Source organism: Stenotrophomonas sp. UBA7606 (assembly GCF_002477705.1).
In the GTDB taxonomy this organism is placed as follows: domain Bacteria; phylum Pseudomonadota; class Gammaproteobacteria; order Xanthomonadales; family Xanthomonadaceae; genus Stenotrophomonas.
Window position 1 is genome coordinate 1 of the sequence record NZ_DLJW01000024.1, and the last position, 22,431, is coordinate 22,431.

Annotated in this window: 21 protein-coding genes; 13 read left to right on the forward strand and 8 right to left on the reverse strand. The window is 64.7% G+C overall.

What is annotated here, in order from left to right; translation table 11 throughout:
* Positions 1 to 304 precede the first annotated feature (304 nt).
* The gene (locus B2527_RS03870) at positions 305 to 2,014 is read right to left on the reverse strand and encodes a M28 family metallopeptidase (RefSeq protein WP_293706227.1); all 1,710 of its coding nucleotides are present in this window, start codon (positions 2,012 to 2,014) and stop codon (positions 305 to 307) included.
* Between the two features lie 56 nt (positions 2,015 to 2,070).
* The gene (locus B2527_RS03875; protein WP_293706228.1) at positions 2,071 to 2,727 is read right to left on the reverse strand and encodes a hypothetical protein; all 657 of its coding nucleotides are present in this window, start codon (positions 2,725 to 2,727) and stop codon (positions 2,071 to 2,073) included.
* Between the two features lie 161 nt (positions 2,728 to 2,888).
* On the opposite strand from B2527_RS03875, the gene B2527_RS03880 reads away from it, so the two are divergent.
* Positions 2,889 to 4,115 carry a murein hydrolase activator EnvC family protein gene (locus B2527_RS03880; RefSeq protein WP_293706229.1) on the forward strand — a complete coding sequence of 409 codons (1,227 nt, stop codon included), beginning with the start codon at positions 2,889 to 2,891 and terminating at the stop codon, positions 4,113 to 4,115.
* Between the two features lie 119 nt (positions 4,116 to 4,234).
* Positions 4,235 to 5,704 carry a S41 family peptidase gene (locus tag B2527_RS03885; RefSeq protein WP_293706230.1) on the forward strand — a complete coding sequence of 490 codons (1,470 nt, stop codon included), beginning with the start codon at positions 4,235 to 4,237 and terminating at the stop codon, positions 5,702 to 5,704.
* Positions 5,705 to 5,820: 116 nt separating this feature from the next.
* Here B2527_RS03885 and B2527_RS03890 read toward each other — a convergent pair whose 3' ends face one another.
* Positions 5,821 to 6,144: a DUF1820 family protein gene (locus B2527_RS03890; protein WP_293706231.1), complete on the reverse strand. Its 324-nt coding sequence runs from the start codon at positions 6,142 to 6,144 to the stop codon at positions 5,821 to 5,823.
* A gap of 39 nt (positions 6,145 to 6,183) precedes the next feature.
* Positions 6,184 to 6,876, reverse strand: a complete 693-nt coding sequence (locus tag B2527_RS03895) for a rhomboid family intramembrane serine protease (protein ID WP_293706232.1) — start codon at positions 6,874 to 6,876, stop codon at positions 6,184 to 6,186.
* A 201-nt stretch (positions 6,877 to 7,077) separates the two neighbouring features.
* Here B2527_RS03895 and B2527_RS03900 point away from each other — a divergent pair, with 201 nt between their 5' ends.
* Positions 7,078 to 8,442 (forward strand): outer membrane protein transport protein, encoded by a 1,365-nt coding sequence (locus B2527_RS03900; protein WP_293706233.1) that lies wholly within the window; start codon positions 7,078 to 7,080, stop codon positions 8,440 to 8,442.
* Positions 8,443 to 8,663: 221 nt separating this feature from the next.
* Here the strand turns inward: B2527_RS03900 and B2527_RS03905 are convergent, their stop codons facing one another.
* The 3 genes from B2527_RS03905 to B2527_RS03915 form a co-directional block, all read right to left on the reverse strand.
* A complete protein-coding gene (locus tag B2527_RS03905) occupies positions 8,664 to 9,392 on the reverse strand; it encodes a ThuA domain-containing protein (protein ID WP_293706234.1) in 729 nt (242 codons plus the stop codon).
* A gap of 316 nt (positions 9,393 to 9,708) precedes the next feature.
* Positions 9,709 to 12,942 (reverse strand): bifunctional proline dehydrogenase/L-glutamate gamma-semialdehyde dehydrogenase PutA, encoded by a 3,234-nt coding sequence (putA, locus tag B2527_RS03910; RefSeq protein ID WP_293706235.1) that lies wholly within the window; start codon positions 12,940 to 12,942, stop codon positions 9,709 to 9,711.
* 67 nt (positions 12,943 to 13,009) lie between these two features.
* Entirely contained in the window at positions 13,010 to 13,183 is a 174-nt protein-coding gene (locus B2527_RS03915) for a hypothetical protein (RefSeq protein WP_293706236.1), read from the reverse strand.
* Between the two features lie 50 nt (positions 13,184 to 13,233).
* Between B2527_RS03915 and B2527_RS03920 the strand changes: the two genes are divergently transcribed.
* From B2527_RS03920 to B2527_RS03945, 6 genes are all read left to right on the forward strand, one after another.
* A complete protein-coding gene (locus B2527_RS03920; RefSeq protein ID WP_293706237.1) occupies positions 13,234 to 13,707 on the forward strand; it encodes a DUF2244 domain-containing protein in 474 nt (157 codons plus the stop codon).
* 17 nt (positions 13,708 to 13,724) lie between these two features.
* On the forward strand, positions 13,725 to 14,657 hold the full coding sequence (gene coxB, locus B2527_RS03925; protein ID WP_292080746.1) for a cytochrome c oxidase subunit II: 933 nt from the start codon (positions 13,725 to 13,727) through the stop codon (positions 14,655 to 14,657).
* 62 nt (positions 14,658 to 14,719) lie between these two features.
* A complete protein-coding gene (gene ctaD, locus B2527_RS03930) occupies positions 14,720 to 16,330 on the forward strand; it encodes a cytochrome c oxidase subunit I (protein WP_293706238.1) in 1,611 nt (536 codons plus the stop codon).
* 11 nt (positions 16,331 to 16,341) lie between these two features.
* A complete protein-coding gene (locus tag B2527_RS03935) occupies positions 16,342 to 16,479 on the forward strand; it encodes a hypothetical protein (RefSeq protein ID WP_293706239.1) in 138 nt (45 codons plus the stop codon).
* Positions 16,476 to 17,066 carry a cytochrome c oxidase assembly protein gene (locus tag B2527_RS03940; RefSeq protein ID WP_293706240.1) on the forward strand — a complete coding sequence of 197 codons (591 nt, stop codon included), beginning with the start codon at positions 16,476 to 16,478 and terminating at the stop codon, positions 17,064 to 17,066. Before B2527_RS03935 ends, B2527_RS03940 begins: the two co-directional genes overlap by 4 nt.
* A 22-nt stretch (positions 17,067 to 17,088) precedes the next feature.
* Positions 17,089 to 17,964 carry a cytochrome c oxidase subunit 3 gene (locus B2527_RS03945; RefSeq protein ID WP_293706241.1) on the forward strand — a complete coding sequence of 292 codons (876 nt, stop codon included), beginning with the start codon at positions 17,089 to 17,091 and terminating at the stop codon, positions 17,962 to 17,964.
* A 79-nt stretch (positions 17,965 to 18,043) separates the two neighbouring features.
* Here B2527_RS03945 and B2527_RS03950 read toward each other — a convergent pair whose 3' ends face one another.
* Positions 18,044 to 18,262, reverse strand: a complete 219-nt coding sequence (locus B2527_RS03950) for a twin transmembrane helix small protein (RefSeq protein ID WP_293706242.1) — start codon at positions 18,260 to 18,262, stop codon at positions 18,044 to 18,046.
* Positions 18,263 to 18,319: 57 nt separating this feature from the next.
* Between B2527_RS03950 and B2527_RS03955 the strand changes: the two genes are divergently transcribed.
* The 4 genes from B2527_RS03955 (at position 18,320) to cyoE (ending at position 22,009) form a co-directional block, all read left to right on the forward strand.
* Complete coding sequence (locus B2527_RS03955; RefSeq protein WP_293706243.1) at positions 18,320 to 19,048, forward strand: SURF1 family protein; 729 nt, start codon at positions 18,320 to 18,322, stop codon at positions 19,046 to 19,048.
* Between the two features lie 314 nt (positions 19,049 to 19,362).
* Complete coding sequence (locus tag B2527_RS03960; protein WP_293706244.1) at positions 19,363 to 19,938, forward strand: hypothetical protein; 576 nt, start codon at positions 19,363 to 19,365, stop codon at positions 19,936 to 19,938.
* Between the two features lie 10 nt (positions 19,939 to 19,948).
* Positions 19,949 to 21,112 carry a COX15/CtaA family protein gene (locus B2527_RS03965; protein ID WP_293706245.1) on the forward strand — a complete coding sequence of 388 codons (1,164 nt, stop codon included), beginning with the start codon at positions 19,949 to 19,951 and terminating at the stop codon, positions 21,110 to 21,112.
* Positions 21,113 to 21,115: 3 nt separating this feature from the next.
* Positions 21,116 to 22,009, forward strand: coding sequence for a heme o synthase (cyoE, locus tag B2527_RS03970; RefSeq protein ID WP_293706246.1), 894 nt, complete (start codon positions 21,116 to 21,118; stop codon positions 22,007 to 22,009).
* Positions 22,010 to 22,431: the final 422 nt, after the last annotated feature.

Consider the following 22,431-nt stretch of genomic DNA (forward strand, 5'->3'; position numbering starts at 1 on the left):
ACTACACGGCTGCGGGTGGCGTATGCCGCGACGTCGTCAGGCATCCACTGGGATGCGCACCGGGGGCGGTCGGATTGCTGGGAAAGTCTTTGCCGAGCATGGCCCGGCACTACCGCGGCCTTCCTTTCGCGCAGCGAAGGGGAAGGTCTGGGAGCGGCGCTGTACGAGTAGAGCCGAGCCACGCTCGGCTGGGGCATTAGCGGCGGCGCCTGTGCAGAGCTTGGCTCGGCACCACGCAGAATCTGCGGGCAAAAAAAAACGGCGCTCCCATCGGGAGCGCCGTCAGTCACCACTATCGGCTGGATTACTTTGCGGCTTCGCTGCCGCGGGCCTTCATCATTGCGTCGCGATTGGCCTTGAACGGATTGCCGTCATACCAGTTGGGCCAGGCGTCCCCGCCAGCCAGCTGCTTGCCAACGCCGTACAGCAGTTCCAGGTCCTCGATGGCACCGTCCACCTTCCAGGTCGCCGCGTCATACTCGTCCTTGGGGCCGTGGTAATGGTCCTTGCCGTAGGCTTCAGCGGCGCGCTTGCCCGCCTCCACACCACCATCGATCAGGTCTTCGCCGCCATCGGCATACAGCGCCGGCACGCCAGCCTTGGCGAAATTGAAGTGATCGGAGCGGAAGTAGAACCCACTCTGCACCGAGGTCTCCGCGTGCAGGGTACGGCCCTTTTCAGCGGCCAAGGGCTTGAGGATGTCCTCCAGCTCGGAGCTGCCGTAGCCGGTGACCGTCATGTCACGGGCGCGGCCGTTCACCGACATGGCGTCGATGTTGATCACGCCGGCAATCTTGTCCAGCGGGAAGGTCGGATGATTCACGTAGTACTGCGAACCGAGCAGGCCGGATTCCTCCAACGTCACCGCCAGGAACACCACCGAACGCTCCGGCGCGGTTTCCTGATGGGCCATGGCGTCGGCGATCTCCAGGATGCCGGCCACGCCGGTGGCGTTGTCGACGGCGCCGTTGTAGATGTTGTCGCCTTCCTCGTCTTCGTGCTTGCCCAGGTGGTCCCAGTGCGCCATGTACAGCACGGCTTCGTCGGCGCGCTTGCTGCCCGGCAGCACACCCACCACGTTGCGGGACTTCTTCTGCGCGATGGTGCTCTTCAGGTCCAGCGACAGCTTGGCCTGCAGCGGGACCGGCTTGAAGCCGCGCTTGTTGGCGTCCTTGTAGGCCTTGTCCAGGTCCAGGCCGGCGTCGGCAAACAGCTTGCGCGCGGCTTCCGCGCTGAGCCAGCCCTGTGCCTGCAGGCGCGGCTCCTTGTCCTCGGCTGCGGGCAGGTCGTACTGCGGGCCACCCCAGGAATTCTTGACCACGTCCCAGCCGTAGGCCGCGCCGGCGGTGTCATGCACGATCAGGGCAGCGGCAGCACCCTTGCGCGCGGCTTCCTCGAACTTGTAGGTCCAACGGCCGTAGTAGGTCATGCGCTTGCCATCGAACAGCTTGGCATCGCCCACATGGAAGCCGGGATCGTTGACGAACATGACGACTGTCTTGCCGGTCCAATCCTGGTCGGCGTAGTCGTTCCAGTTCTGTTCGGGGGCATCGACGCCATAACCGACGAACACCATGTCGCTGCCATCGATCTTGATCTCGCTCTCGCCACGGCGTGAGCCGATCACCATGTCGGTACCGAACGCCAGCTGCTGCTGGTTGTCGCCGCGCTGGATCTTCAGCACGGTGCCAGGATCGGCGGTGGTCTCGGTCATTGGTACGTCCTGGAACCAGCTGTCACCGTTGCCCGGCTGAAGGCCGATGCGCTGCATCTGGTCGCGGATGTAGTTGACCGTAAGGTCTTCGCCCCGGCTACCCGGTGCGCGGCCTTCGAATTCGTCCGAAGCCAGCGTCTTCACCAGCTCGCCGAAATCGGCAGCGTTGATGGCACTGGCAAAAGCGTGGGCGGGTGCGGCGGCGGGAGCGGGCTGCGCGGCAGCCGGCCCTGCGGCTTCCTGTTTGCAGGCGGCCAGCGCCGCGGTCGCGGCCAGGCACAACACCAGTTTGCGTTGCATGGAGACTCCAGGGAACAGTGGAGTCTCGATTCTAGGCCGGAACGCGCAGCGCCGGGTCAGTTGCCCGGTGCTTTGTCACCGCTGAAGCGCTGCACCTCGGCACCCCGTACCGGGCCGATGCGGGCGCTGTCGTGCACGAACAGATTGACCTCGCGCTCGAACACCAGTTCACCTTCGACCGCGGCATTGGGGCCGATGATGATGCGGGGCTTGCGCGGTGGGGTGAGCGAGATGCCAAACGAGGGGCGGTTCACCTTCAGGCCGCCCTTGACCACCGAATCCACGCCTACGGTGATGTCACTGTTGACGGTCTCGATGCCGCCCGCCACCTCGGTACCCACCAAGCCAATGCTGCCGTTCACGGTTTCGATATCGCCGCCAATGCGGCCGCCACGATCGACGAAGATGCTGCCATTGACCGTTTCCAGGCCGGACGTCAGCACCAGCCCACGGCCAGCGCGGATGGCGCCATTCACGGTTTCGATGCTGCGCGCCTGCACATTGTCCTCGGCGCGGATGCTGCCATTGACGGTTTCCACGCCGCGGGCATTCACGCCACTGGCCAGCTGGATGCTGCCATTGACCGTGTCCAGGTCGCCGTAGCGGGCACCGGCATCGGTGTGGATGCTGCCATTGACCTTGCTGATGTCCTCGGCGGCATGGGCAAACGGGGTACCGGCGCTCAGTGCCAGCAGCAGGAGAATACGTTTCACGGAGACCTCCGACGGCATTCCAGTGGACAGGGGCCGATGGCACCATGCTTGGGTACAATCCGCATCTGCCTGAAGTCATTGGAATGCCATTGCGTTTGTCCCGTCCAGCCCAGCAGCGGAAGCGTCCAGCGGTCGTGCCGGTGCGGCATCCTGGTTGCTGGATGCTGCTGCTGGCCCTGCTGACCGGGCCCTTGTTGGCCCAGGATAACGCGCGTGATGCGGAAAAGAAGCTGCGGCAATTGCGGGGTGAACTGAAAGACGTTGCCCAGGAACGGCGCCAGATTGATGCCGACCGGGGTCAGGCCAATGCACGCCTGCGCGAGGCCGACCAGAAGGTGGCACGTACAGGCCGGGCGGTTGCCGAGGCCGAGGCGGCGGTGCAGCGCGAACAGCAATCGCTGCACCAGTTGCAGCAGCGCAAGGGCGAGCTGCAGGCCGGTCTGAGCCGGCAACGGCAGCAGCTGGCGACGTTGCTGCGGGGTGCCTACCAGCTTGGCAACCATGCCCCGCTGAAGCTGTTGTTGTCGCAGGATACGGTTGCCGATGCCAACCGCGCGATGGCCTACCACCGCTATCTGCAGCGTGAACGGGCACAGGCCATCACCGCCCTGACTGCCGACCTGCAAAGCCTGTCCAGCACCGAGCAGCAGATCGTCGCGCGTACCCGGGAGCTGCAGCAGACGCAGGAGCAACAACGCCAGCAGGCAGCGGCGCTGGTCCAGGATCGTCGCCAACGCGCCGCCGTGGTGGCCGAACTGGAGCAGCGCTTCCAGGACCGCAGCGAGCGCGAGAAGACGCTGGGCAAGGATGCGCAGGCACTTGAGCGGGTATTGGCCAACCTGCGCGCCACTGCCGCCCGTGCCGAGGCCGAACGACGCGCAGCGGCACGTCGCGCCGCCGCCGAACAATCGCGCCAGCAGGCCACCGCCAGCGAAGGCCGTGGCAGCCAACGTGCGGCCCCCGGCAAGGTGCCGCCGCGGGTGGTGGCCAATGCACCTGCACCGCGGGTGGGTGGCTTGGGCTGGCCATTGTCAGGCAACCTGCTGGCACGTTATGGCGGCCGCCTGCCGGACGGGCGCAACAGCGCCGGCGTGCTGATCGGTGCGCCGGCGGGCAGTACGGTCACCGCCGTGGCGGAAGGCACCGTGGTGTTCTCCGACTGGATGACCGGCTACGGCATGATCCTGATCGTCGACCACGGCAATGGCTACATGAGCCTGTACGCGCACAACGACGCCCTGCTGAAGGATGCCGGCGCCCGCGTGCGCCGTGGTGATGCCGTGGCCAAGGTGGGCAACTCCGGTGGCCAGGGGGTGACTGCCCTGTACTTTGAACTGCGCCGCAATGGCCAGCCGGTGGACCCGGCAACCTGGTTGCAGCGGCAGTAATAGCGATGATCCCGAAGACCTGCGACGCTATCGGGGATTCAACGGGAATTTAGCCAGTGTTCGCGCATAATCGGGGCCAACGCGGTGCTCCGCGTGCCTGTTTCCCCATGGAGTGGTACATGCGCCTAGCTCGTCTTTCCGCAGCCCTGCTGTTTGCCCTGTCACCGGCGCTGTCGCTGGCGCAGACCGCGCCGGACAAACCCGCCAGGGCCGATGACCCCGATGCCAAGGAATCGGTGACCTCGCGGGTGCCGTTGGATGAGATCCGCCGGTTCGTCTCCGTTTACAACGCGGTGCGTGCAGCCTACGTGGATCCGGTCGATGACAAGAAGCTGATGCAGTCGGCGGTGCGTGGGTTGCTGCTGGAGCTTGATCCGCACAGCACCTACTTCGACAAGGAAGACGCACAGGCATTCGACGAACAGGCCACCGGCGCCTATGAAGGCATCGGCGTGGAGCTGCTGCAGGAAGACAATGCCCTCAAGGTGGTATCCCCGATCGACGATACCCCCGCCGCCCGCGCAGGGGTGAAGGCAGGCGACCTCATCATCGCCATCGACGGCACCCCAATCAACGCGATCGATGCCAGTGAGCCGCTGCGTGGCAAGGCCGGCAGCCAGGTGGTACTGACCATTGCCCGCGAAGGGCAGAAGCCGTTCGACGTCACCGTGGTGCGCGAAACCATCCGCGTGACCAGCGTGCGCAGCAAGATGCTCGAACCCGGCTATGGCTATGTGCGCATCAGCACCTTCCAGGCCGATACCGGTGCGGATTTCCAGAAGCACGTGGCGCAGTTGCAGGCCCAGTCCGGTGGCAAGCTGAAGGGGCTGGTGCTGGACCTGCGCAGCAATCCGGGCGGCCTGCTCACCGCCGCCGTACAGGTCGCCGACGACCTGCTGGAGCGGGGCGGCATTGTCAGTACCCGTGGCCGCATTTCCATCAGTGACGCGAAGTTCGACGCTACCCCGGGTGACCTGCTCAACGGTGCGCCGGTGGTGGTGTTGACCGACGCCGGTTCGGCCAGCGCCTCGGAAGTGCTGGCCGGTGCGCTGCGTGACAACCAGCGGGCCCGCATCGTGGGCAGTCGCAGCTTCGGCAAGGGCTCGGTGCAGACCGTGTTGCCGTTGGACAATGGCGACTCGGTCAAGCTCACCACGGCGCGTTATTACACCCCCAGCGGGCGTTCCATCCAGGCCACCGGCATCGTGCCCGACGTGGAGCTGCAGCCGGATCCGGCGACCGTGCCCAAGGATATTCCAGCCAGCTTGGCCGACTACAGCGAAGCCAAGTTGCCCGGTCATCTGCGTGGCGACGATGAGGCCGCCGGCAGCAAGGCCGGTGTGGTGCTCAGTGGGGATGGCCCGATCCAATCCGCGTTGCAGGAGCTCAAGCATCCCGGCTCGGTGGCTGCCGCTGCGGCAGCCGCGGCCAAGGCCAGGCCGGCGACAACCGCCAAGCCTGCGGCAGAAGCGAAGCCTGCCGCCACGCAGACGCCGACCCCTGATGAGCAGCCGGCAGCTGGGGCGCCCCAAGCGGGCAAGCCCGGGACGGTTGAGCCGGCTGCGCCTGCGGTGGAAGGCGGCAAGTAAGCACGTTGGGTGCTGAGCGGGAGCAGGGCGTGTGCCCCTGCTCCCGCGCGTTACAGGGCCGTCATGCCACCGATGTAGGCGCTGCTTCGTGACTCACGTTTGTTGCTGCGGGCGGATCAGCGGGGTTTGCCGGGCAGCGGAAAGGGGGTGACCACCTTCTCGCCGGTGGCGGCGTCACGGATCGCTGCCTGGCCCTTCTTCTCCACTTCCTCGATGCGCACGATGCTCTGCATCGGCAGGTGCAGCACCTTGGTGTTGCCAAACTCCTCGCGCAGACGTTCCTCGGTGGGGTCCACCACCAGACCGTCATGCACATCGAACACCAGCTCGGCGACCTCGTTGAACCCCCACAGATGGCTGCCGCCCACGTGCCGTGCATACAGCTCATAGACCTTGCCGTGGTTGAGGAAGGTGATCTTGTAGAGAGGTTTGTTGCTCATCGCCCGATTATAGAAGCCGCAGCGCGGCCAGCATGCGGGTCAGAAGCCTTGCCGCTTGCGCAGGCGACGGGCGATGGCCGCACGTACATACAGGCCGTAGACGACGCCAAACAGAAAGCCGGCCACATGCGCCGACCACGCCACCATGCCGAAGCTGGGGCCGATATAGGCAAATACCACCTGCAGGGCCGCCCACACGCCAATCAACAGGAAGGCCGGTGCCCGCACGAACTCCAGGAACAACCCCAAGGGCAGCACCACGCCCAGGCGCGCACCGGGAAACAGCGCCAGGTAGGTGCCCATCAAGGCCGACACCGCGCCACTGGCGCCGATGATGGTGCGCTCGGGCGAGGCCATCACATACAGCGCGGCCAGGTTGGCGGCGGCACCGCCCAGCAGGAACAACAGCAACAGGCGCCAGGGCCCGAGCACCCGCTCGGCCGGCAGGCCGAAGATCAGCAGGAACACCACATTGCCCAGCAGGTGCGACCAGTCCGCGTGCAGGAACAGCGCGGTGAACAGCCGCAGCACGCTGCCGTCGCGCAACGCCGCCCACCACTCATCGGGCGTGCCCAATCCGGTGGCCAGCGCGCCCCAGGCCAACCAAAGCGAACGCCGCGCCTCATCCGGGCGTGAGATTGACCACAGGAACGCCGCCAGCAGGGCCATGCACAGCAGCGGCACCGCCCAGCGCAGACCTGTCTTGTTGCGGGAAGGAATGGAGACGAACATGGGTCCGGAAGCCTAACCCGGGCACAGGCCGGGTGGGGGGCGAATTCATCTTACGACGTTATTGTCTTGTTAACCGCTCTGCGTATACTGCATACGGCGTCGTATGTCGGGAGGGGACTCCGGCGCACGTCCAAGCCATCCTGGTGGCTTGGTGTGCAGGCGCAAAAACGACCACAACCGTTTACGGAGAGAGCTTCGACTATGACCGCTTCTGCAATTGCCCGCGTTACCGCTATCGCTGTCGGCATCGCTGGCGCGCTGGCTTTCAGCCACGCCGACGCTGCCGCCTTCCAGCTGAAGGAAAACAGCGCCAAGGGCCTGGGCCGCGCTTTTGCTGGTTCCACCAGCGCCTGGGGCGATGCCTCGGTGATCGCCACCAACCCGGCATCGATGCGTCTGCTCGACGGCCGCCAGTTCCAGGCCGACGTCAGCGCCATCAGCTTCTCGGCCGATTTTGAGAAATATGGCGCCCGCTACGTCGGTGCCACCGGACCGGGCACGGGGTCGGACATCAGCGGCGGCAACGGCGGCGACGCCGGCATGATCGCTGCGGTTCCGGCCGCCTACTTCCATGTGCCGTTTGGTGAAAACGACAACATGCACGTGGGCGCATCGCTGACCGTGCCGTTCGGCTTCACCACCGAATACGACCGCAACTGGGTTGGCCGCTACCACGGCGTGAAGACCGATCTGAAGGCGATCGACCTGGGTGCTTCGTTCTCTTACGACGTCAACCCGTACGTGTCCTTCGGTGCAAGCGTGTTCGTCGAGCACCTGACCATCGAGCTGAGCAGCGCCATTGACTTCGGTACTGCGCTGTATGCCGGCGGCGCCGCTTCCATGGGCTTCCGCCCGGGCAACGCGGATGGCTTCTACACCGTCAAGGGTGACAACAATGCCGTGGGTTACACCATCGGCGGCACCTTCAGCCCGACGGAAGACACCAATATCGCCCTGAGCTACCGCTCCAAGGTCGAGCACAAGATCACCGGCGGCAAGGCTCGTTTTGATGTGCCTGGCAACGCCGCCGCCGTGTTGGCGGCGATCCGTCCGGGCCAGTACGTGGACACCACCGGCAAGGCGACGGTCGAGCTGCCGGCTTCGGCAACCCTGAGCGTCACCCACCGCGTCAACGACCGCTGGACCGTGATGGGCGACGTGTCGCGCACTGCCTGGTCGACCTCGTTTGACACGGTGACCATCGATTTCGCATCGAACCAGCCGGACCAGTCGCTGCCGTTCAAGTACGAAGACACCACCTTCGGTTCGATCGGTGCCGAGTACAAGCTGTCCGAAACCATCACCCTGCGTGGCGGTGTGGCCTATGACGAAAGCCCGACCACCTATGCACACCGTGATGTGCGCGTGCCGGACGTGACCCGCAAGTGGGTCTCGTTGGGCCTGGGCTGGACCCCGTCGGAGAACACCGAGTTCAACTTCGGTTACACCCATCTGTTCACCAATGAGCCGGCGGTCAACAGCATTTCGCAGACCTCCAGCAGCCTGCAGGGCAAGTACGACGTGGGCGGCGATATCCTGGCCGCTTCGATCAACTACAAGTTCTGATCGAACCTGTAGCTGGTGCATGCCGAAAGCCCCGCGCAAGCGGGGCTTTTTTTGTGGAGGGCAGGAGATGTGTTGAAGCCTGCGCGGGAGTGCTGGGCGCCCGCGATAACAATGGCACAAGCCGCCAAGCAGGCGACCGTTCGGATCGTGTGATGTGGTGGGCGTGCCTTGATGCGGGCTGCGCGGCTTGCGTCGCTGTCTGTGCATCGCCGACTGGATGGCTAGCAGTCCGCATCCAGGCCGGTGGCATAGCGCAGCCCCTGCCGTAGCTGCGCCAGGAACTGCGGCGTGCGGTAGAGCGCCGCATCGTGGCCCAGACCGGTGTACCAGCTGCGGCCGCCGTCGAACGCGTGGCACCAGCTGATCGGGTGATCGGCGCCCATCGTGCCGCCTTGATAGAGGCTTTCGTCCAGTGTCGCCAGTACCTGCACCCGTGGGCGAGGGTTGTCGCGGTAGTTGTACAGCTCATCGCGTACCGACCAAGCCGTACCGCTTGCAAGGTTGTTGCGCTCGGGCTGGATGCGCGTGGTCTGCAGGCCCGGTGGATGATTGCGGAACCAGGCACCGACCAGGCGGCCGTACCAGGCCCAGTCGTACTCGGTGTCGGCGGCGGCATGCACGCCCATGTAGCCACCGCCGTTGCGGATATAGCGTTCAAAAGCCGCCTGTTCGTCGTCATCCAGCACGTCGCCGGTGGTGCTGGTGAAGACCACGGCGCGGTAGCGGGCCAGGTTGCCGTCATTGAACTGTGTGGCGTCTTCGCTCGTCTCCGCCTGCAGGCCTTGTTCTTCTGCCATCGCCTTCAGGGTCTGCACGGCTGTGGGGATGGCGTCGTGGCGGAACTTGGCGGTCTTGCTGAAGATCAGGATGCGCCCGCTGTCCTGGGCGTTTGCAATCGGTGTGCAGAGCATGGACAGCAGGGTGAGGCCGAAGGCGATGGTATAGCGCATGGGGGCGTCCGGTGCGGGTGGGTGATGGCAGTGTAGTGGGCGGCGCCGGGCGCTGACAGCGGGAGCAAAAGCAGAAGCAGAAGCAGAAGCAGAAGCAGAAGCAGAAGCAGAAGCACCCCTCCCTGGCCCTCCCCTTCGCCTTTGGCGAAAGGGAGGGGATGAGAGCCAAAAGCCAAAAGCCAAAAGCCAAAAGCCAAAAGCCAAAAGCCAAAAGCCAAAAGCCAAAAGCTTCTGGCCTCGCCGGTGAAGACCTTTTCTCCAGGCAAAGAAAAACCCCGCTTGCGCGGGGCTTTTCTTGTTTACCACTTGCTGCGGATCAGTCGCCCAGGGTCAGCAGCGAGGCATTGCCGCCGGCAGCGGTGGTGTTCACTGTCACCGTCTTTTCGGTGGCAAAGCGCAGCAGGTAGTGCGGGCCGCCGGCCTTGGGGCCGGTGCCGGACAGGCCTTGGCCGCCGAATGGCTGCACGCCGACCACCGCACCGATCTGGTTACGGTTGACGTAGACATTGCCGACGTTGACGCGTGAAGCGATGCGATCAACGGTTTCATCGATGCGCGAGTGCACGCCCAGGGTCAGGCCGTAACCGGTGGCGTTGATCTGGTCGATCACCGCATCCAGCTGATCGGCCTTCCAGCGGATCACGTGCAGCACCGGCCCGAAGATTTCCTTGTGCAGCTGGTTCAGATCCTTCAGCTCATACGCACGCGGGGCGAAGAAGGTGCCATGCGCGGCGGCGTCGGACAGCGGTGCGGCGGCGATCAGGCGTGCTTCGGCGTCCATGCGCACGGCGTGGTCCTTGAGGATCTGCAGCGCGTCGGCGTCGATGACTGGACCCACGTCGGTGGACAGTTCGCCCGGGTCGGCGACCTTCAGTTCGGCCATGGCACCGGCCAGCATGCCCATCACCTTGTCGGCAATGTCGTCCTGCACGAACAGCACGCGCGCGGCCGAGCAGCGCTGGCCGGCGGAGGTGAAGGCCGAGCCGATGGCGTCCTTGACCAGCTGTTCCGGCAGTGCCGATGAGTCGGCGATGAAGGCGTTCTGGCCACCGGTCTCGGCGATCAGCACGCCGATGGCGGCGTCACGCGCGGCCATGGTGCGGTTGATCAGGCGGGCGGTTTCGGTGGAGCCGGTGAAGGCCACGCCGGCCACGCGCGGGTCAGCGGTCAGCGCCGCGCCCACCACCGAACCGGAGCCCGGCACGAACTGCACGACGCCTTCCGGCACGCCGGCGTCCAGCAGCAGCTTCACGGCGTAGTAGCCGATCAGGTTGGTCTGCTCGGCCGGCTTGGCGATGACGCTGTTGCCGGCAGCCAAGGCAGCGGCCACCTGGCCGAGGAAGATCGCCAGCGGGAAGTTCCACGGGCTGATGCAGACGAACACACCGCGGCCGTGCAGCTGCAGCTCGTTGCTTTCGCCGGTGGGGCTGGGCAGCTTTTCGCCGGCGCCGAACTGGTCACGCGCCTGCTTGGCGTAGTAACGCAGGAAATCGACGGCTTCGCGCACTTCGGCGACGCCGTCGGGCAGGCTCTTGCCGGCTTCCTTCACGCACAGCGCCATGAACTCGGCGATGCGGGCCTCCAGCTGGTCGGCGGCGTGCTCGAGGATGGCGGCGCGGCTGGCGGCCGGGGTGCGGTTCCAGGCCGGCTGTGCGGCGACGGCATTGGCCAGCGCCTTCTGCACGGTGGCGGCATCGGCGGCCTGCCAGTGACCGACGACCTGGCGGGTGTCGGCCGGGTTGGTCACCGGCTGGGTGGCGCCGGTGCTGTTGGCGCCCGGCACCAGCGGGGCAGCCTGCCAGGGCTTGACGGCGGCGTTGAGCTGCGCGGCCAGGGCGCGCAGGTCGTTGTCGTTGGCGAGGTTGATGCCCATGGAGTTGGTCCTGTCGTGGTTCTGGCTGCGCAGCAGGTCAACCGGCAGCGGGATCTTGGGGTGCGCGATGTTGGATGGAGAGACGGAGGCGAACGAAGACACGGCTTCGACCGGATCGCGGATCAGGTCGTCGATGGACACGTCTTCATCGGTGATGCGGTTGACGAAGCTGGAGTTGGCACCGTTTTCCAGCAGGCGACGCACCAGGTAGGGCAGCAGGTCTTCGTGCGAGCCCACCGGTGCGTACACGCGGCAGGGCACGTTGAGGCGGTCGGCCGGGATCACTTCGGCATACAGGTCATCGCCCATGCCGTGCAGCTTCTGGTGCTCGTACACGCCGCCCTTGGCGATCTGCTTGATCGCCGCGATGGTGGCCGCGTTGTGGGTGGCGAACATCGGGTAGATCGCGTCGCTGTGGCCGAACAGGCGCTTGGCGCAGGCGATGTAGGACACGTCGGTGTTCTGCTTGCGGGTGAACACCGGGTAGCCGGCCAGGCCTTCGATCTGCGCACGCTTGATTTCCGCGTCCCAGTACGCGCCCTTGACCAGGCGCACCTGCAGCTTGTGGCCGATGCGGCGGGCCAGGTCGGCGAGGTAATCAATCGTGTACGGGGTGCGCTTCTGGTAGGCCTGCACCACGATGCCGAAACCTTCCCAGCCCTTCAGCGACGGATCGCTGACCACGCGCTCGATGATGTCCAGCGACAGTTCCAGGCGGTCGGTTTCCTCGGCGTCGACGGTGCAGCCGATGCCGTAGGACTTGGCCAGCTGCGCCAGTTCCAGCACGCCCGGCACCAGGTCCTTGAGCACGCGGTCGCGCTTGGCATGTTCGTAGCGCGGGTACAGCGCCGACAGCTTGATCGAGATGCCGTGCGAGGTGGTGACGTCACCGTCGGCCTTGCCGCCACGGGCGATGTTGTCGCCGCCGATGGCATGGATGGCGCGGCGGTAGTCTTCCAGGTAGCGCAGCGCGTCCTTCATGGTCAGCGCGCCTTCGCCGAGCATGTCGAAGGAGTAGCGGTAGTTGCTGTTGTCGCCCTTGTGCGAGCGCGCCAGCGCTTCGTCGATGGTGCGGCCCATGACGAACTGGTGGCCCATGATCTTCATCGCCTGGCGCACGGCCAGACGGATCACCGGCTCACCGACGCGGCCGATCAGGCGCTTGAAGGCGCCGTGCACGTCGCGCTTGGTGGCATCGGCCAGATCAACCAGGTGGCCGGTCAGCATCAGGCCCCAGGTGGAGGCATTGACCAGCACAGAATCGGACTGGCCCATGTGGCGCTTCCAGTCGGCTTCGCCCAGCTTGTCGCGGATCAGCTTGTCGGCGGTTTCCTGGTCCGGAATGCGCAGCAGGGCCTCGGCCACGCACATCAGCAGCACGCCTTCCTCGCTGCCCAGGTCGTACTGGCGCATGAAGGCTTCGATCGCGCCCTGGTTCTTGGCGCGTGCGCGCACACGGCGCACCAGGTCGGCGGCGGTGGCCTGTACCTGTGCCTGTTCGGCAGCCGGCAGGCGCGCCTGTTCCAGCAGCTCACGCACATGGCTGGCTTCATCCTTCAACCAGGCATCAGTGATGGCCTGGCGCAGTGCGGGCGGTGCCGGCGGCAGCTCAGGGCTCAGCAGCGGCAGGCCCGCTGGGGGATGTGAGGCGACATCAGGAGAAGGTGTTGCGTTCATGCGCTCGGCCACAGTTGGATTCGGCCATTTTAATCCGCGGCGGCGGATTTCCTAGTCCCTTCTGTCATCATTTGAAGCGGCGAAAGCCTTGCGGGGCGGGCGCTTTTGCAATTTTTGCGGCGAACAGATTTATTGTGCCGATTCCGTCATTTAATGTGCCGAGGTTGGGCGATATCCGGGCAATTCTGGTGTGCGCCGCAGCATTGATGACGATGATGAATGGAAGCTTGCCGGCCGCCATCAGGCAGGGCTACCATCGAACTCGATTTCCGCGGTATGGACGCGGCTGCGATGATCCAGGTGCTTCGGCAAGATTCCGATGGCTCAGGGACGCAGTTGTTACTGCACCCCCCACGGGCACTGAGTGCTCGGCAGTTCGTCCAGTTGTTTGCGGCGTTGGCAGGGTTGATGGCTTTCTCGGCAGGCTTGGGTTGGTTGTCCGGAAACGTATTGGCACCTGCCTTCGCGTTGTTGCATGGCTTCCTGGTAGCCATTGCCCTGCGTGCGTGTTGGCGCAGCAGCAATCGCCGGGAAGAGATCCGGGTAGGACCGGACTGCGTGGAAGTGATTCCCGCAGCCGGAGTTTCGCCGGTGTTCCGCGCACACCCTTATTGGGTGCGGGTGGTCACCGGGAAGGAACGGGTCCTGCTGGTTTCCAGCGGCAAGCGGGTCGAAGTGGGGAGTTTCCTCGCGCCCGCCGAACGTTGGGAACTTGCGGTGACACTTGAAGGCTTGCTCGCAGCCAGCAATGGCTGCAACCGATGACGTCAAGGGTCTAGGCAATGAAGCAATGCAGCGGGTGGGGCGCGAAGTTGAAACACGGTTTGGCAGCGGCAGCGATGATGCTGTCGGCGCAGGCAGCATGGGCGCAGTCGGCCGATCCAAAGGAATGGCAGCTCAACATGGGCAAGGGTGTCACCCATACCTCGCGTATGGCGTGGGACGCGCACATGGTGGCCTTGTGGGTGTGTACGGTGATCGGCGTGCTGGTGTTCGGCGCCATGGCCTACGCCATCTTCAAGTTCCGCAAATCCAAGGGTGCGGTGGCGGCGCAGTTCGCCCACAACACCAAGGCCGAAGTGATCTGGACCGTCATCCCGATCATCATCCTGGTGGTGATGGCATGGCCGGCCACGGCCAAGCTGATTGCCATGTACGACACCCGCGACTCCGAGATGACGGTGAAGATCACCGGCTATCAGTGGATGTGGAAGTACGAGTACGTTGGCGAGGATGTGGCTTTCACCAGCCGCCTTGACCGCAAGTCCGACCAGATCCGCCAGGACGGCAGCGTGCCGACCATGGCCACCGATCCGCACTACCTGCTGGATGTGGACAACCCGCTGGTGCTGCCGGTGGATACCAAGGTCCGCTTCGTGATCACGTCCGATGACGTGATCCACGCCTGGTGGGTGCCGGCGCTGGGCTGGAAGCAGGACGCGGTGCCGGGCTTCATCAACGAGCGCTGGACCAATATCGAGACCGCAGGCGTCTACCGCGGCCAATGCGCCGAGCTGTGCGGCAAGGACCACGGCTTCATGCCGATCGTGGTCAAGGCCGTGTCCAAGGACGAGTTCAAGTCCTGGCTGGCCTCGCGCAAGCCGGCCGCCGCCGAGGCAGCGCCCGCACCGGCCGCGGAAAGCGCCCCTGCCACAAGCCCTGAAGCACCGCAACCGGAAGCCACGCCCGCCGCACCTGCAGCGACTGGCGCCTGATACCACTGCGTGCCGGTGTTGCCGGCGCGATGCCTGAAAACGGATAAAGAGGTGTAGTTGCAATGGCGAATACCGCAGTGGACCACTCCGATCACCACGGTCATCAGCAGGGCTTCTTCGAGCGTTGGTTCTTCTCCACCAACCACAAGGACATCGGCACGCTGTACCTGCTCTTCAGCTTCACCATGTTCATCATCGGTGCGGCGATGAGCGTGGTGATCCGCCTGGAGCTGGCGCAACCCGGCCTGCAGTACGTCAAGCCGGAGTTCTTCAACCAGATGACCACCGTGCATGCACTGGTGATGATCTTCGGTGGGGTGATGCCGGCCTTCGTCGGCCTGGCCAACTGGATGATCCCGTTGCAGATCGGCGCGCCGGACATGGCCTTGCCGCGCATGAACAACTGGTCGTTCTGGCTGCTGCCGGTGGCCTTCAGCATGCTGCTGCTGACCCTGTTCCTGCCCGGCGGTGCACCGGCCGGTGGCTGGACCATGTACCCGCCGCTGTCGCTGCAGGGTGGCTACAACGTCGCCTTCAGCGTGTTCGCCATCCACGTGGCCGGCGTCAGCTCGATCATGGGCGCGATCAACATCATCGCCACCGTGCTCAACATGCGTGCGCCGGGCATCGACCTGCTGAAAATGCCGATCTTCTGCTGGACCTGGCTGATCACCGCCTTCCTGCTGATCGCGGTGATGCCGGTGCTGGCCGGTGCGGTGACCATGCTGCTGACCGACAAGTTCTTCGGCACCAGCTTCTTCAACGCGGCCGGTGGCGGTGACCCGGTGATGTACCAGCACATCTTCTGGTTCTTCGGGCACCCCGAGGTCTACATCATGATCCTGCCGGCGTTCGGCGTGGTCAGCGAGATCCTGCCGACCTTCAGCCGCAAGCCGCTGTTCGGTTACCAGGCCATGGTCTACGCCACCGCCGCGATCGCCTTCCTGTCGTTCATCGTGTGGGCCCACCACATGTTCACGGTGGGCATGCCGCTGGGTGGCGAGATCTACTTCATGTTCGCCACCATGCTGATCTCCATCCCCACCGGGGTGAAGGTGTTCAACTGGGTCAGCACCATGTGGGAGGGCTCGCTGACGTTTGAAACGCCGATGCTGTTCTCCATCGCCTTCGTCATCCTGTTCACCATCGGCGGCTTCTCCGGCCTGATGCTGGCCATCGTGCCGGCCGACTACCAGTACCACGACACCTACTTCGTGGTGGCGCACTTCCACTACGTGCTGGTGACCGGTGCGGTATTGGCGCTGATTGCCGCGGTGTATTACTGGTGGCCGAAGTGGACCGGCCGCATGTACAACGAGTTCTGGGGCAAGTTTCATTTCTGGTGGACGATGGTATTCGTCAACCTGCTGTTCTTCCCGCAGCACTTCCTTGGCTTGGCCGGCATGCCGCGGCGCATTCCCGACTACAACCCGGTGTTTGCCGACTGGAACCTGGTCAGCTCGATTGGTGCGTTCGGCATGTTCGCTACCCCATTCATGATGGCGGCGATCCTGCTGGCCTCGCTGCGCAACGGCAAGCGTGCCGAAGCGCGCGCCTGGGAAAGCGCCAAGGGCCTGGAATGGACCGTGCCTTCGCCGGCACCGGCACATACCTTCACCGTGCCGCCGGTGATCAAGCCGGGTGATCTGGCGCATGACGACGTCACCCATTGAGGAGGCCCGCGATGAGCAGCAACGAGCAATGGCAGGCTGAGGAACTGGAACTGCGCAAGCGCCGTTCGCGGCGCACCGCACTGGTGGTGGGGCTGATCGCGTTGGCGGTGTATGTCGGCTTCATCCTGTCCGGGGTATTGGCAAGTTGACCACGCCGGCGCCCACCCCTAAACGCAATGCCGGCCTTGGTCGATTGATTGGCGTTGCCCTGGCGGTGTTCGTACTGACGTTCTCGTTGGTACCGCTGTACCGCATCGCCTGCGAAAAAGTGTTCGGCGTGCGGCTGGAGCGTGGTGCCACCACCCAGCAGGCGCATGCGGCGGCCGGCAACAGCAAGCGCACGGTGCGGGTGGAGTTCGATGGCGGTGTCAATTCCAAGCTGCCCTGGGCCTTCCATCCGGAAAAGTTGACGATGGATGTGGTGCCGGGCGAGTTGAACGAAGCCCTGTACTACGCCCGCAACGACAGCGACCGCGCGCTGGTGGGCAGCGCGGTGCCATCGGTGGCGCCGGCACGTGCCTCGGGTTATTTCAACAAGACCGAATGTTTCTGCTTCACCGCGCAGACCCTGCAGGCCGGCGAGAAGCGTGACATGCCGGTACGTTTCATCGTCGACCCGGACCTGCCGGCCGACGTCAACACGATCACCTTGTCCTACACCTTCTACAAGAATGATGCGCTGACCGAGCAGCTGGCCCCGGCAACCGCCGCGGCCGCTGCGCACGCAGCCCCCTGATCACGGACCCGGAAGCAACGCCATGGCCCATAACGCCCCTGATGCCAACGTCTACTTCGTGCCAAGCAGCAGCAAATGGCCGTTTGTGGGATCGATCGCGATGCTGGTGATGATGGTGGGGGTGGCCAGCTGGCTCAACGACGCCAGCTGGGGCCGCTGGACCTTCTTTGCCGGCGTGGCGATGCTGGTGTTCACCCTGTTCCTGTGGTTCGGCGACGTGATCCGCGAATCGGTCGGCGGCAACTACAACCGCCAGGTGGACGGCTCGTTCCGGATGGGGATGATCTGGTTCATCTTCTCCGAGGTGATGTTCTTCGCCGCCTTCTTCGGCGCGCTGTTCTACACCCGCAACATGGGCCTGCCCTGGCTTGGTGGTGAAGGCCATGGCGTGCTGACCAACGAGTACCTGTGGGATGGCTATTCCGCCGCTTGGCCGACCAATGGCCCGGCCGATATCGGTGGCGCCTTCCAGACCATCCCGGCCTGGGGCCTGCCGCTGATCAATACGCTGATCCTGCTGACCTCCGGCGTCACCCTGACCATCGCACACCACGCCCTGAAAGCCGGCAACCGCAAGCAGCTGCTGATCTGGCTGGGGGCGACGGTGGTGCTGGGCTGCGTGTTCCTGTTCTTCCAGGCCGAGGAATACATCCACGCCTACAAGGAGTTGAACCTGACCCTCGGCTCGGGCATCTACGGCTCAACGTTCTTCATGCTGACCGGCTTCCACGGCGCGCACGTGCTGCTGGGCACGATCATGCTGACGGTGATGTGGTTCCGCGCCGCCAAGGGGCACTTCACCCGCGACAACCACTTCGGCTTCGAGGCCGCAGCGTGGTACTGGCACTTCGTCGACGTGGTGTGGCTGATGCTGTTCCTGTTCGTGTATGTGCTTTGATCAGGGAATCGAAAACAGGGACGGGGGAATAGGAAAAAGCGCGGTGCGCTCGCGCTTCTGCCATTCCCCATTCCCGATTTCAGCCGCCAACACCGTGCGGCTTGATCCACCCCGTATAGATGCCCACGGCGACCAGCAGGATCAGCACCACTGACAGCGCGATACGCCGCGTCAACGCATTGACCGTCCGTTTGGTCTGGCCGCGATCGATCATCAGGTAATAGAGGCCGGCTCCAAGATTCCAGACGATGACGATCAAGAACGCGATTACCAGCAGGGTCTTCAACGAATCGTTCATGCGTGGCTCGGTGAGTGGAAAGGCAGTGCTATATCACCTGCTTGGCGGCAGCTTGTCATGACGCGACAGCACACGGCGGTGTTCGGCTGGGTGCTGGCGGTGCTGGTGGCGGCCCTGTTCTGCACCCTGGGGGGCTGGCAGCTGCAGCGCAAGCACGAAAAAGAAGCCCTGCTGGCGCAGTTGCCGCCTGGTCGCGACGCTGCACTCAGCCTGGCCCAGGCCGCCGCCACGCCGGATTCCCTGCATTGGGTGCGCGACCAGCTGCAGTTCCTGCCCGGCAGCGTACTGCTGGACAACCAGCTGCGCGAGGGCAGGGCGGGCATCAAGGTCTATCAAGCTGCGCGTGCTGCCGATGGCGCGGTGGTGCTGGTCGATCTGGGCTGGCTGCCGCTGCCTGCGGACCGCAGCATGCCCACGATCAGCGCAGAGCAGGGCACGCAGGCGCTGCAAGGGTTGTGGGCGCCTGCGCCTGCCACTGGCATCGCCTTGGGCCCTGCATTGACTGTCGGCAAGCAACCGCAGACCTGGTTGGCGACGCGGATGGATCTGCCCGCTATTGCGACGCAGCTGGGCCTGGGGGCTGGTGCGCTGGCGCCCAAGGTGCTGCGATTGGATCCGGCTTTACCGTTGGGCTATGCGCGCGATCTGGACTTGCTTCCCAATACCTTGCCCCCTTCGCGGCATCTTGGTTATGCGGTGCAGTGGTTCGCGATGGCTTTGGCGGTGTTGGTGATTGCGCTGGTATTGCAGTTCAAGAAGCGGCGGAAGGTGGAGGAGGAGCCGTGAATGGGAAGTCGGGATTGGGGAATGGTTTGGGGCAGGAGCGAAGCCAGAGCCAGAGCCAGAGCACCCCTCCCCAACCCTCCCCTTGGCTGCGCCAAAGGGAGGGGGCAGAGCGCTGTGGCGTCGCTTGAATCCTTGCTCCTGCTTTCGCCGTTGAATTTCCCCGTCCCTTTCACCGAAGGTGAAGGGGACGGCCGGGGAGGGGTGCTTCAAGCCTTTGCCCTTGCCTTTGCCTCCGTTTCTGCTTCTGCGAATCCCGAATCCCGAATCCCCATTCCCCATTCCCCATTCCCCATTCCCCATTCCCGGCCTTGACCATGAACGCACTCACCCCCGACCAGCTCGCCATCCGCAACCGCGGCCGCCGGGTGTTGCTGCTGATCTTCGCGATGTTCTTCGGCTCGATGGCGCTGGCCGGGATCCTGCGCTTCTCCGGTTGGACGCCGCAGATCAACCGCCATCACGGTGAGTTGCTGCAGCCGCCGGTCGATCTGCGTAGCGAGCAGTTGCACCTGGCCAACGGCCAAGCCTACGACTGGAATCCGGGCGAGCGCCATTGGCGCATCCTGCTGGCCCCGCAGGCCGATTGCGTTCCGGCCTGCGTCACTTTGTCGCAGCAATTGGACAAGGTGTGGCAGTTGTTCGGGCATAACGCGGATAATGTCGAGATATTGTGGCTGGGCACGCCGCCTGAACAGGTGGTCGCCATGCCGGCACTGAAGGTGCTGCAGCCCCAGCCCGCGTTCCGGGGCAGGCTGCCGGGGGTGGATGACCCGGCCGGTATCCCGGTGTATGTGATTGATCCCAATGGCTTTGTGGTACTTCGCTATGCGCCGGGTTTTGAACCGGGTGGACTGCGTGCTGATCTATCCAAGCTGTTGAAACTGATGTGAGTTCCGTTCGATGAATGCCTCCGCGCGTCCGGCGCTGTACCGCAATTTCCACCGACTGGCGTGGTTCGCACTGATCATGACGGCGAGCACCATCATGTTCGGCTCGTTCGTGCGCCTGTCCGATGCCGGCCTGAGCTGCCCGGATTGGCCCACCTGCTATGGCCGCGTGACCTGGCCGCAGACGCAGATGGAGGCGGCCCAGCACGTGGCCAGCGAGATCCGTCCGCTGGAAACCCACAAGGCCTGGCGCGAGCAGGTGCACCGTTTCCTGGCCGGCCTGCTTGGCGTGGAGGTGCTGACCCTGGCCTTGCTGGCAGCGCGTCGGCGCAAGCATGGCGTCGCCCAGATCGTCACCGCCTCGGTGCTGGTGGCGCTGGCGATCCCTTTATATATGCGCGGCGAGCATGTGGCCTCCAGCGTGTTGGCGATTGGCGGTGAAGCCATCCTGCTGCTGGCGGCGCTGCGCTGGTCCAATATCGATCTGGCACGGGCGGCGGTGCTGACCCTGGCGGTGGTGATCTTCCAGGCCCTGCTGGGCATGTGGACGGTGACCTGGCTGCTCAAGCCCATCGTGGTGATGGGGCATCTGCTGGGCGGCATGGCGATGTTCTCCCTGCTGGTGTGGATGGCCTGGAAGGCCACGCACCTGCCGATCACTCTGGCCGAGGCACCGCGCCTGCGCTGGTGGCTGCGCGCGGCGGTAGCCCTGGTGGTGCTGCAGATCGCACTTGGCGGCTGGGTCAGCGCCAACTACGCCGCCCTGGCCTGTGGCGGCGGCAGCGCCTCGCTGGACAACTTCCCGCGCTGCGTCAGCCAGTGGTGGCCGCAGCAGAACTACAGCGAAGGCTTCACCCTGTGGCGCGGCATCGGCGTGGATTACGAAGGCGGCGTGCTGGACGGCGCTTCGCGTATCGCCATCCAGATGGCGCACCGCATGTTTGCCATGGTGGTGGCGTTGTACCTGCTGGTGTTGTCGGTACGGATGTTCCGCCTGCCGGGTATGCGTGGCTGGGCCAGCGCGGTGATCGTGCTGTTGCTGCTGCAGGTCACCCTGGGCGTGCTCAACGTCAAGCTGGCGCTGCCGCTGGCGGTGGCGGTCATGCACAGCGGTGGCGCGGTTGCGCTGTTGTTCGTGTTGATCACTTTGCTGGCGCGCCTGCGCGCCCCGGAGTGAATGATGCAGACAACATGGCGTGACTATTGGGACCTGACCAAGCCGAAGGTGGTGGCACTTATCGTGTTCACCGCCCTGGTCGGCATGTGCCTGGCCATTCCCGGCCTGCCCAGCACCGCCCAGGTGGTGACCGGGCTGCTGGGCTTCATCGGCATCTGGCTGTCGGCGGCGGCCGCTGCGGCCATCAACCAGTTGCTGGATGCGCGTATCGATGCGCAGATGGCGCGCACGTCCTGGCGCCCGCTGGTGGTCGGCAAGGTATCGCCGCGGCAGGTGCTGGTGTTTGCCGCTGCGCTGACCGCGTTGTCGATGACCATCCTGGTGCTGTGGGTGAACGTGATCACCGCGGTGCTGACCTTCGCCTCGCTGATTGGTTATGCGGTGATCTACACCGTCTACCTGAAGCGTGCGACCTCGCAGAACATCGTCATCGGCGGGTTGGCCGGTGCCACCCCGCCCTTGCTGGGCTGGGCGGCGATCACCGGCATGCAGGGCAGTTCGGATTGGGCCTATGCCTCGCTGCTGGTGCTGATCATCTTCATCTGGACCCCGCCGCATTTCTGGGCATTGGCGATCTTCCGTCGCGTGGATTACGCCAAGGCCGAGATCCCGATGCTGCCGGTCACCCACGGCGTGCCGCATACCCGCAAGCAGATCCTGGCGTACTCGGTGGTGCTGGCCGTGGTGACGCTGTTGCCGGCGGCCATTGGCATGAGCGGCATGTTCTACCTGGGCGGGGCGACGGTGTTGAACATCGTCTTCCTCTGGTACGCCTGGAAGATGCAGAACCCGCCGGACGAGATGTTCAACATGAAGATGTTCGGCTATTCCATCGTCTACCTGATGGCGCTGTTCGCCTTCCTGCTGGTCGACCACTGGCTATTGCCCTGGCTGTGATCAAGCAAAGAAAAGGCCGGCGCATGCCGGCCTCTTCTTTTGAATTCCGGCATACGCCGCTCCTGCAGCGGTCACAGACTCTGTAGCCCGGGTAAGCGCAGCGCACCCGGGGGCCGATCAATCATGGCGATGGGTCCGTGGCAGCGGATGCACTTTAGGCAAAGCCCCGGGTGCGCTGTGCTTACCCGGGCTACCGGACCTGTGAAATTACGGGTGATGCCTCTGCCGAGCATGGCTCGGCACTACACCCGCTTCGCGGCGTACGCCGCTCCTATAGCGGTCACAGACCTGGTAGCCCGGGTAAGCGAAGCGCACCCGGGGCCGATCAATCATGGCGATGGGTCCGTGGCAGCGGATGCGCTTTGGGCAAAGCCCCGGGTGCGCTGTGCTTACCCGGGCTATGGGGCCTGCGAATTTACGGG

Coding starts and splice junctions, on each gene's coding strand:
- B2527_RS03900 (WP_293706233.1), top strand. CDS start 7,078: ATGACCGCTTCTGCAATTGCCCGCGTTACCGCTATCGCTGTCGGCATC.
- putA (WP_293706235.1), bottom strand. CDS start 12,942: ATGAACGCAACACCTTCTCCTGATGTCGCCTCACATCCCCCAGCGGGC.
- B2527_RS03895 (WP_293706232.1), bottom strand. CDS start 6,876: ATGTTCGTCTCCATTCCTTCCCGCAACAAGACAGGTCTGCGCTGGGCG.
- B2527_RS03920 (WP_293706237.1), top strand. CDS start 13,234: ATGATCCAGGTGCTTCGGCAAGATTCCGATGGCTCAGGGACGCAGTTG.
- B2527_RS03935 (WP_293706239.1), top strand. CDS start 16,342: ATGAGCAGCAACGAGCAATGGCAGGCTGAGGAACTGGAACTGCGCAAG.
- B2527_RS03965 (WP_293706245.1), top strand. CDS start 19,949: ATGAATGCCTCCGCGCGTCCGGCGCTGTACCGCAATTTCCACCGACTG.
- B2527_RS03950 (WP_293706242.1), bottom strand. CDS start 18,262: ATGAACGATTCGTTGAAGACCCTGCTGGTAATCGCGTTCTTGATCGTC.
- B2527_RS03960 (WP_293706244.1), top strand. CDS start 19,363: ATGAACGCACTCACCCCCGACCAGCTCGCCATCCGCAACCGCGGCCGC.
- B2527_RS03870 (WP_293706227.1), bottom strand. CDS start 2,014: ATGCAACGCAAACTGGTGTTGTGCCTGGCCGCGACCGCGGCGCTGGCC.
- coxB (WP_292080746.1), top strand. CDS start 13,725: ATGAAGCAATGCAGCGGGTGGGGCGCGAAGTTGAAACACGGTTTGGCA.
- B2527_RS03945 (WP_293706241.1), top strand. CDS start 17,089: ATGGCCCATAACGCCCCTGATGCCAACGTCTACTTCGTGCCAAGCAGC.
- cyoE (WP_293706246.1), top strand. CDS start 21,116: ATGCAGACAACATGGCGTGACTATTGGGACCTGACCAAGCCGAAGGTG.
- B2527_RS03890 (WP_293706231.1), bottom strand. CDS start 6,144: ATGAGCAACAAACCTCTCTACAAGATCACCTTCCTCAACCACGGCAAG.
- B2527_RS03955 (WP_293706243.1), top strand. CDS start 18,320: ATGACGCGACAGCACACGGCGGTGTTCGGCTGGGTGCTGGCGGTGCTG.
- B2527_RS03880 (WP_293706229.1), top strand. CDS start 2,889: ATGCTGCTGCTGGCCCTGCTGACCGGGCCCTTGTTGGCCCAGGATAAC.
- B2527_RS03905 (WP_293706234.1), bottom strand. CDS start 9,392: ATGCGCTATACCATCGCCTTCGGCCTCACCCTGCTGTCCATGCTCTGC.
- B2527_RS03915 (WP_293706236.1), bottom strand. CDS start 13,183: ATGGCGGCCGGCAAGCTTCCATTCATCATCGTCATCAATGCTGCGGCG.
- B2527_RS03885 (WP_293706230.1), top strand. CDS start 4,235: ATGCGCCTAGCTCGTCTTTCCGCAGCCCTGCTGTTTGCCCTGTCACCG.
- ctaD (WP_293706238.1), top strand. CDS start 14,720: ATGGCGAATACCGCAGTGGACCACTCCGATCACCACGGTCATCAGCAG.